The sequence below is a fragment of the Paraburkholderia sp. genome (genome assembly GCF_035656215.1).
GTDB lineage: Bacteria > Pseudomonadota > Gammaproteobacteria > Burkholderiales > Burkholderiaceae > Paraburkholderia.
Genome location: NZ_DASRSY010000213.1, coordinates 1 through 8,032, shown reverse-complemented (window position 1 = coordinate 8,032; position 8,032 = coordinate 1). Strand labels below are relative to the sequence as shown.

The 8,032-nt window shown below is 62.3% G+C and carries 8 protein-coding genes; 5 read left to right on the top strand and 3 right to left on the bottom strand.

Going from position 1 to position 8,032, the window contains the following annotated elements; all coding sequences use genetic code 11:
* Positions 1–203: 203 nt before the first annotated feature.
* The 3 genes from VFE81_RS12225 to VFE81_RS12215 all read left to right on the top strand — a co-directional run bounded on the left by VFE81_RS12225 (position 204) and on the right by VFE81_RS12215 (position 3,013).
* Complete coding sequence (locus VFE81_RS12225) at positions 204–1,793, top strand: UdgX family uracil-DNA binding protein (RefSeq protein ID WP_325044837.1); 1,590 nt, start codon at positions 204–206, stop codon at positions 1,791–1,793.
* A gap of 185 nt (positions 1,794–1,978) precedes the next feature.
* Positions 1,979–2,683 (top strand): PIG-L deacetylase family protein, encoded by a 705-nt coding sequence (locus tag VFE81_RS12220; protein WP_325044836.1) that lies wholly within the window; start codon positions 1,979–1,981, stop codon positions 2,681–2,683.
* Positions 2,684–2,872: 189 nt separating this feature from the next.
* Positions 2,873–3,013: a hypothetical protein gene (locus tag VFE81_RS12215; RefSeq protein WP_325044839.1), complete on the top strand. Its 141-nt coding sequence runs from the start codon at positions 2,873–2,875 to the stop codon at positions 3,011–3,013.
* A 46-nt stretch (positions 3,014–3,059) separates the two neighbouring features.
* Here VFE81_RS12215 and VFE81_RS12210 read toward each other — a convergent pair whose 3' ends face one another.
* From VFE81_RS12210 to aepX, 3 genes are read right to left on the bottom strand one after another with little or no spacing between them, the layout of a single operon-like run.
* Complete coding sequence (locus VFE81_RS12210; RefSeq protein WP_325044835.1) at positions 3,060–4,127, bottom strand: 2-aminoethylphosphonate aminotransferase; 1,068 nt, start codon at positions 4,125–4,127, stop codon at positions 3,060–3,062.
* A gap of 11 nt (positions 4,128–4,138) precedes the next feature.
* Positions 4,139–5,305 carry a phosphonopyruvate decarboxylase gene (gene aepY / locus VFE81_RS12205; protein ID WP_325044834.1) on the bottom strand — a complete coding sequence of 389 codons (1,167 nt, stop codon included), beginning with the start codon at positions 5,303–5,305 and terminating at the stop codon, positions 4,139–4,141.
* A complete protein-coding gene (gene aepX, locus VFE81_RS12200; protein WP_325044833.1) occupies positions 5,302–7,023 on the bottom strand; it encodes a phosphoenolpyruvate mutase in 1,722 nt (573 codons plus the stop codon). Before aepX ends, aepY begins: the two co-directional genes overlap by 4 nt.
* Here aepX and VFE81_RS12195 point away from each other — a divergent pair.
* Positions 6,923–7,357 (top strand): hypothetical protein, encoded by a 435-nt coding sequence (locus VFE81_RS12195; protein WP_325044838.1) that lies wholly within the window; start codon positions 6,923–6,925, stop codon positions 7,355–7,357. The two genes, aepX and VFE81_RS12195, sit on opposite strands and share 101 nt — an antisense overlap.
* Before the next feature lie 296 nt (positions 7,358–7,653).
* On the top strand, positions 7,654–8,032 hold a 379-nt coding region (locus VFE81_RS12190), incomplete at its 3' end, for a cache domain-containing protein (RefSeq protein WP_325044832.1).

Genomic DNA, 8,032 nt, shown 5'->3' with positions numbered 1-8,032 from the left:
GGTACAAGGCCCTGTCGGTACGTTGTGCCGCCGGGTTAGTTTAATCACTAGCCTTAATGAGGCTTGAGCCGTATGCGGGGAAACTCGCACGTACGGTTCTTAGGGGGCGGCGGCGCAGCAATGCGCCGCTGCTACCCGACTATTTTGGGTGCATGGATTCGCGCATGACGGCATGACGCTGCGTGCATCCACGGCGCGTCAGCATGAAACGCATTCCGATCGAACCGTCTTTCGCCGCATGGCGGCGCGCCGCGCGAGCGCTGCTGCGGCAAGGTGTCGAGCCATCGCAGATCGAGTGGGTGGAGTCCGGGAATGAAGCGGCGGCCGAAAGTGGTGGGAATGGCCATGGTTCGGGGCAAGTTGCGCAATCTTCGGCAACGTCCGTAGCTGAAGGGATCTCCAGCACGACCGCTGTCGAGGTGCCCAACGCCGAGCCCGCTCGCACCGGCTCAGGTAGCTCTGCCGCTCCCGCGATTCCGCGCGAACTGCTCTCCTGGCTCAAAACCGCTGCGTGCTTCCGCGCGCCGGACCGCTGGTCGCTGCTATACCGCGTCCTCTGGCGCTGGACGCGCGCCGAGCGCAACGTCCTCGATCTCGACGACCCCGACGGCGCGTTGCTCGATCAACGTATCAAGGCGGTCGAACGCGAGACCGCCGATCTGCTGCTACTCACCTTGTTCAGGCGGCGTGAGCCGTCGATGGAGCCACCCGAATTGGTCGGCTGGTACGAGCCGCATCATGACCTGCTGGAGCGTGCCGCAGCGCTGTTCGCCACACCCATGGGCGATTCGACGTGGATGCTCGCCACGCCATACGGAGCGGCGTTCTGGAACGGCATGCTGCTGCGTATCGACCGGCCACCGGCGGAGGAACACCAGCAGACCACGCTGGCGCTACCAGAAAGCGCCATGACCGGCGAAGCCTTCACCAGCATGCCCACGGAGGCGCTCTGGCTCGCGTATTACGTCAACGCCTTCAATGGTCAGCCCTTGCCCGTGCCGTTGCGTTACTGGAGAACGCCGCCCGCGGGTCCACCGTTGCCCGCACACCTCGCGCGCGAACGCAGCCGTCTCGGCGCGCAAAGCGCCGCCGTCACCGTCCCGCCCGCGCCGCCCATCGAGTATTCAGCGGTGACGCCGCCCTTGCGGGAACCCACGGGCCCGCTCGCCACCTGCCGGCGCTGCGCGTTATGGCGCAATGCGAAGCAGGCGGTTGCGGGCGCCGGGTCCGATCATGCGGCGATCATGGTGGTCGGCGAACAGCCCGGCGAGTACGAGAACCAGCACGGCGAGCCCTTCACCGGCCCGGCCGGTCAACTGCTGGACGCCGTGCTTGCGCGCGCCGGGCTGAAGCGGGAGGCGCTGTATCTGACCTACGCCATCAAGCATTACAAATGGGAAACGTTCGACCAGGAGCGCATCCATCGAACGCCCGCGCGGCGCGAAGTCGAGGCTTGCCAGTACTGGCTGGAAAAAGAACTGACGCGGATAGCGCCGCGTGTGGTGGTCACACTAGGCGCAACCGCGCTAAAAGCGCTGACCGGGGCGCACGTCAGTCTGTCCGAATATCTCGGCCAAACCATCGCCCATGACGGACGCCTGATCGTGCCGGCCTGGCACCCGTCGTATGCGCTGCGAACGGCCGACGCCGGGTTGCGCGACGACATCGTGGCGACCATTGCGACGGCTTTCAGTCGCGCGGCGGCGCTGGCGGGTGCGGGTGCGCGATGCATGCCCGACAGCGCACCCGCTAAAGGTGAGCAGGTTCGGGATATGCCAGATGCGCAAAGGTGAGCCTCTGCGGGAAGCCATCGCAGAATCAGCCCAGTCAGGCATGCGGCTTGCGTTGGCCACAACGGTTACACAAGCCGCGCCGATTCCGCCTAAGCTGATGTGACGCCGCACATCCAGCAAGCTTGTCTCGCGTAATATTGAAGCTTCGAATGCGGCCCCGCGCGCTTCGAAACCACCACACGTCCATGAGCGAAACCAGCCCACGCCTTTTTATCGTCTCACCCCACTTCGACGACGCCGTCTTCAGTTGCGGCGCATTACTCGCCGCCCATCCTGACGCCGCGGTTTGCACGGTGTTTGCCGCGCCGCCCGAGCAGGAGATGCATACCGAATGGGATGAAAAGTCAGGTTTCACGAGCGCCCATCAGGCCATCCACTCCCGCACGCGCGAAGACAACCTCGCGCTGGAGGTGCTCGACGCGATTCCCCTGCGCATGCCGTTTCGCGACGGCCAATACATGGACTCGCCGTCGATCAGCAAGTTGGCGGCGGTGCTTGAAGAGACCATCTACCGCACGACCGCGAACACGCTGCTGATGCCGCTCGGCCTGCATCACGACGATCACGTCCGGGTGTTCGAAGCCTGCTGCGAAATCCTGCCACGCCTGTCGCATCTCTCATGGTTCGCCTACGAAGAGGCGATTCACCGCCGCACGCCGGGTGTCGTGCAGGCGCGGCTCGCCGACCTCGCGCAACGCGGCATCGTCGCAACGCCGGCTTATCCGAGCGCCGGCCATACGATTGATCTCCCGCGCCGCACCCAGCTCAAACGCGAAGCGGTCAATGCCTACGAAAGCCAGCTGCGCGCTTTCGGTGCGGGCATTTACGACGATGTTTTCGCCGCCGAACGTTACTGGCAATTGAGCGTAGGCCGCCGCGCGCGAAAGTAAGGACCGCGCCGCGTGCCGGATCGCCTACGCTTGAAGGGAATGACCGGGGCTTATCCGCACTCGACCGGCTGTAGCGCCTGCTTTTCGGCTCGCCGTTCAGCCAGCGTCTCGGGCCACTTTTCGGCCCGCTTTCAAGCCCGCTTCCAAGCCCTCTTCCCAACTAAAAGAGGTGATGCAATGAGCTACGACATGCATACCAGTCCGATTCCCGACCCGAACGCCGATCCGAACCGCGACCCGGAAAGCGATCCGCTGGTGCCCCCGTCGCCCGGTCATCACACCGAGGAGCCGCAGCGGCCCGACGGACCGCCGGACAAAGACCCGGTGTGACGCTGTACGGATTGTTACCGGGCGGCCGCGTGAATGAACGCGCGCTTTAGCGCGTCAGCTCGCTAAAGCCTTGCAACAGACGGTCGATGTCGGCGGCGTGGATATTGCCCATCGTCGAGATACGGAATAGCTCGGCCGACAAGCCGCCTTGACCCGCATAGATGACGAAACCGCGCGCTTTCAGCGCGTCGTGCAGTTGCGGATACGCTACGCCGTCCGGCAAGCGATACGCGCGCAGCACGACCGACGACTGCTCCGGCGGCAACACACTGCCGACGCCCCGCTCAGCCAGGCCCGCGCGAGCCTGCTCGGCGAGCGCCGCATAACGCGCGTGGCGCGCTTGCCAGCCGCCTTCGTCGGCGAGTTCGCGCAAGGCCTCGACTAGCGCGTAATACGCATGGACCGACGGCGTGAACGGCGTATTACGCTGGTCCTGCAAACGCGCGAGACGTCCAAGGTCCAGGTAATACGTGCGGCTCGCCGCCTGCGCGAGCGCCGCGCGCCGTACCAGCACGAACGATGCACCCGGCACGCCATGCAGACATTTGTTCGCGGTCGCTGCGACGGCGTCGAGACTGGCATCGGCGAAATCGATTGCTTCCGCGCCGAAGCTGCTGACGCCATCCACCAGCAGACGCAGACCACGTTCGCGGCACAGCGCCCCGAGCGCTTGCAGATCGTTCAGACGTCCCGTCGTGGTTTCGTGATGAATCACGGCGACGTGGGTGAACGCCTTGTCCGCGTCGAGACGTTCGGCGATCTTCGCGAGATCCGGCGCCTGCATCCAGTCGTGCTTCAGCGACTCATACGCGATGCCGTATTGCGTGGCGATTTGCGAAATACGCTCGCCGTACACGCCGTTTTCCACGACCAGCAGCTTGCCGTTTTGCGGCACCAGCGCGGCGGTCATGCTTTCGACAGCAGCCGTGCCGGAACCGGTCATCAGCACCGCTTGCCATTCGTTTGCGTCGAGGCCGTACAGATCGACCAGACGTGTGCGCGCCTCTTCCTGCAAGTCGAAAAATTCGTTTTCGCGGTGGCACAAATCCGTTTGCAACAGGCTGTTGCGGACACGTTCGGTGAGCGTCACCGGGCCGGGGTTAAGCAGCAACATGAGTGCACTCCTTAAGCGGCGCCGATGTGGCGCATCAGGCGCGTTTTCACATCGGGCGGGGTGATAGTGGGACGCGGCAGGCCATCGGGCGTACCGCGGCGAATCGCCAGTCGCGCAAAACGCGGGCCATGGGGCGACGGCGCTGTGTCGAACAGCTCGTCGATCACGCTGACGTCGTCGCTTTCAACCGCCGACGCATAACCGCAAGCCGCGGCGACACCCGCAAACGACACCTGCGACGACACCGTTGCCTGACCACCGGTCGAGTCGTGTGCGCCGTTGTCGAGCAGCACATGCGTGAGATTCGACGGACCGTACGCACCGAGCGTCGCGAACGCGCCCATGCGCATCAATGCGGCGCCGTCGCCGTCGAGCGCGACCACGTGCAGGTCAGGACGCGCGAGGGCAAGACCCAACGCGAACGGCGTCACGCAACCCATCGAGCCGACCATGTACAACTGATTGGGACGGTCGTCGATGGCATAGAGTTCGCGGCCGCAAAATCCGGTCGACGCGAGCACCACCGTCGATTCGAGCGGCGTGTGCGCGATGACTTTCTGCAGCGCGTGGTGACGTGAAGCCAGTTCATTTTCCGCCACGTTCCCGAATTGCGAACGCGACACAACCGGCACACGGCGAGCGCCCGCATGGCCCTCTTTCAACGCGTACGGCGCCACGCTGCCCTTTTGCATCACGAGCGCGTACGGCCGGCCGGTTTCATCCATGTGAGCAATGGCGCGATCCAGCGCCGGGCCGATCGCGTCAGCTTCGGTCGGAAAGGTCTCCCATGGAATTTCCATCGTATCGAGCATTGCGGGCGTGACCGGACCCATCAACGCGTGCTGCGGTTCGTCCGCGACGCCGGGTTGCCCGCGCCACGTCACGATCAGCAGTTGCGGCAGACGGAAGGTCCACGTGAGCGAGGTCAACGGGCTCACCGCATTGCCGAGGCCGGAGTTCTGCATCATCGTGATGCCGCGCCGGCCGTTCTGCGCGCCGAGCGTGACGCCCGCGATCAACGCGACCGCATCGCCTTCGTTGGCCGCCGAGACGTAGTGCAGTGATTCATCCTGCAACACGTAGTTGATGAACGGCGTCAGATACGAGCACGGCACGCCTGCATACCAGTCGAAGCCACGCTCACGAGCCGCCTCGACGAACTGTGCGGCCTCGATCATTGCGCGGCCCCACCGGCTTCGTTCGTCTTGCTGCCGACCGCTGCTGCGAACGGCGCTCGCGCATGCGCGAAATCGCCCGCACGGCGGAAGTCTTCGAGATCGTTCACACCGCGCCAGTGGCCGTGCACGTATTGCACTTCGATCGCTTCACCTGCTTCGATCAGCGCATTCAGCAGCGCGGGCATGTCGAGCGAATCGAAATCCGGGCGCGCTTGCAATTTGCCGAGTACCGCTTGCAGAAGCTCACGCCCCTCGCCGCGTACATTCAGCAGACCGACCCAGCGACCGTGCGGCGTTTGCGAAGCGATGGCGGACGTTGCTTCCGGCCCACTCGACACGTGACGCAGTGTGACCTTGCTGCCAAACAGACCGCGATCGTCGCTCGCCGAGCACCATGCGAAGTCGCGCACGCTGGCGTTTTCCGCATCGGTCAGCGACGAATCGACCACCACGCTGAACGCCGCTTCGCTCTCGACCAGATCGCGCAGGATGTAGCTGCGGAACAGCAGATCGCCATACGAGATGACGGTGTCGCCCGCGAGCTTGTCGACCGCACACGCGAGCGACGCCAGTTCGCCGGTTTGCGCGTGACGTTCATTGACGACCAGCTTGATCCCGGCCGTATCGATCGCGTCGGCGCGATAACCGCCGACCACGGTGATGTCATTGACGCTCTGCTTCTTGAACGCATCGACGAGCCAGCGCAACAGCGGCTTGCCCGCGATCGGCAGCATGACTTTCGGACGATCTTCGGTGACTGCTTCGAGCCCCTTGCCGCGGCTTGCCGCGAGCACGACCGCCGCACCGGCCGCGCGGCCGCTCGACAGGTAGCGGTCTTCTGCTTCCGAGTATTCGTCGGCGTCTTGCAGACGGAAAATTTCGTTGACCGCAGCAATGCTGTCTTCGACGTTGACGAGCGTTTCACTCGAGTGAATTTCCTTGGCGACAGCCTGCATGGCCGAGGTCGCTGCGCGGATCAGATGATTCGCCCAGATGACCGTGCTGATGCCGGCCTCGCGGAACACTTCGGTGGGCGTGCTGTAGTACTTGGTCGGCACGATGACGAGCGGCCCGCGGCCGGCCCATTCGCGCGCGAATTCGAGGATTTCGTCGGGACGCGAGAGCTTGCTGTGAATCAGGATCGCATCGGCGCCTGCTTGCCGATAGGCTTCCGCGCGACGCAGCGCTTCGTCCATACCCCAGCCGGCGATCAGTGCTTCGACGCGCGCGACGATCGAGAAGTTTTCATCCGACTGCGAGTCTTTACCGGCTTTGATCTTGCCGCAGAACTCGTCCATATCCGCGAGCGGCTGGGCTTCGCCATTGATAAAGCTATTCGTTTTCGGGAATTGCTTGTCTTCGATACAGACGCCGGCAATGCCGCGTTGTTCGAGCTTGCGCACGAGGCGGCGCACGTTGTTGAAATTGCCGTAACCGGTATCGCCGTCGAGGAGGATGGGGAGATCGCTGGCATCGGCCATGAATTCGAGGTTATCGACGACTTGCGTCCAGCTGGCTTCGTTATTGTCGCGCACGCCGAATTGGGCGGAGATCGCGAGACCCGAACCCCAGATCGCCTTGAAGCCGGCTTCGCGGACAACACGGGCGGAGAGACCGTTGTGGGCCTCCATCATGAATTCGAGTTCGTTGCTGACGAGCATCTGGCGCAGACGCGCGCTGCGGGGCGCGGAGATAAATGCGGGTTCGCGGGCGCTCATTTTCTTTACTCCTGGTGGCGGGCTTATTGGTGCTCTTTTTTGCCCGGCTGGCGACTGGAAAATGGCGACTATAGCTGAAATCGTTTTATTCGGTGTGGGAGTGGGATTTTGGTTTTTTGATGTTGTTGTTAAGTGGGAAAATGTGTTGTTTTTTGCATTTCATGCTGTACGGCTGGATTTTGGAGTTTTTTGGCGTTATGTGGAGGAATGTGATTCCGGCCCTTCTGGTATTGGGTTTGTGGGTTTTTTGTTTTTATTTTTGTGTTATCTGATTGGGGTTTTATATTTTAGTTTTTTATTCTATTTCCGGATTAATTATGCTATTGATTTATAGCGTTCGCCTCTGTGCGGGCGACGTTAATAAACCAATAATAATTCAAGCAAAGGCCAACGCCGCAGGCCAACAGACATAAAGCGCCGCGCAGGCAAAAAAACAGGCAAAACCCAACCTGAACCCCAATTAATCAGACAAAAAAACAACGGGTTTCCCCTCCCCTGCGGAGCAGAGGGCAAGAAGCCGTAAACACAGTAAGCACCAAGCCAATCGCTGCAAGCGAAAGAGCAAAAGAGCAAAAGAGCAAAGAACCCCTGACCGACCACCTCGCGAAAGCGAAAGCAAACCCCACTGCTATGACTCTGAACAAAAAACTAGCCTCAATGATCGCGGTCCTCTGGATCGGCCTGATTCTGATCGGCGGCTTCGGCGCATGGCAAAACCGCGCGTCGATGATCTCGGACCGCCGCGATCAACTCACCTCGCTGATTGATCAGGCCAATCACATCGTCAACCGTTACTACACCCTCGCGCAGCAACACACGATCACCGAAGACGAAGCCAAAAAACAGGCGCTCGAAACACTCGCCGCCATGCGTTATGGCAAAGACGGCTACATCTCCGTCAACGACTCGCAGCCGGTCATGCTGATGCACCCGTTCAAGCCGGCAATGGTCGGCAAGAACATGGCGCAATTCGCCGACCCGGCTGGCAACCATCTGTTCGTCGACATCG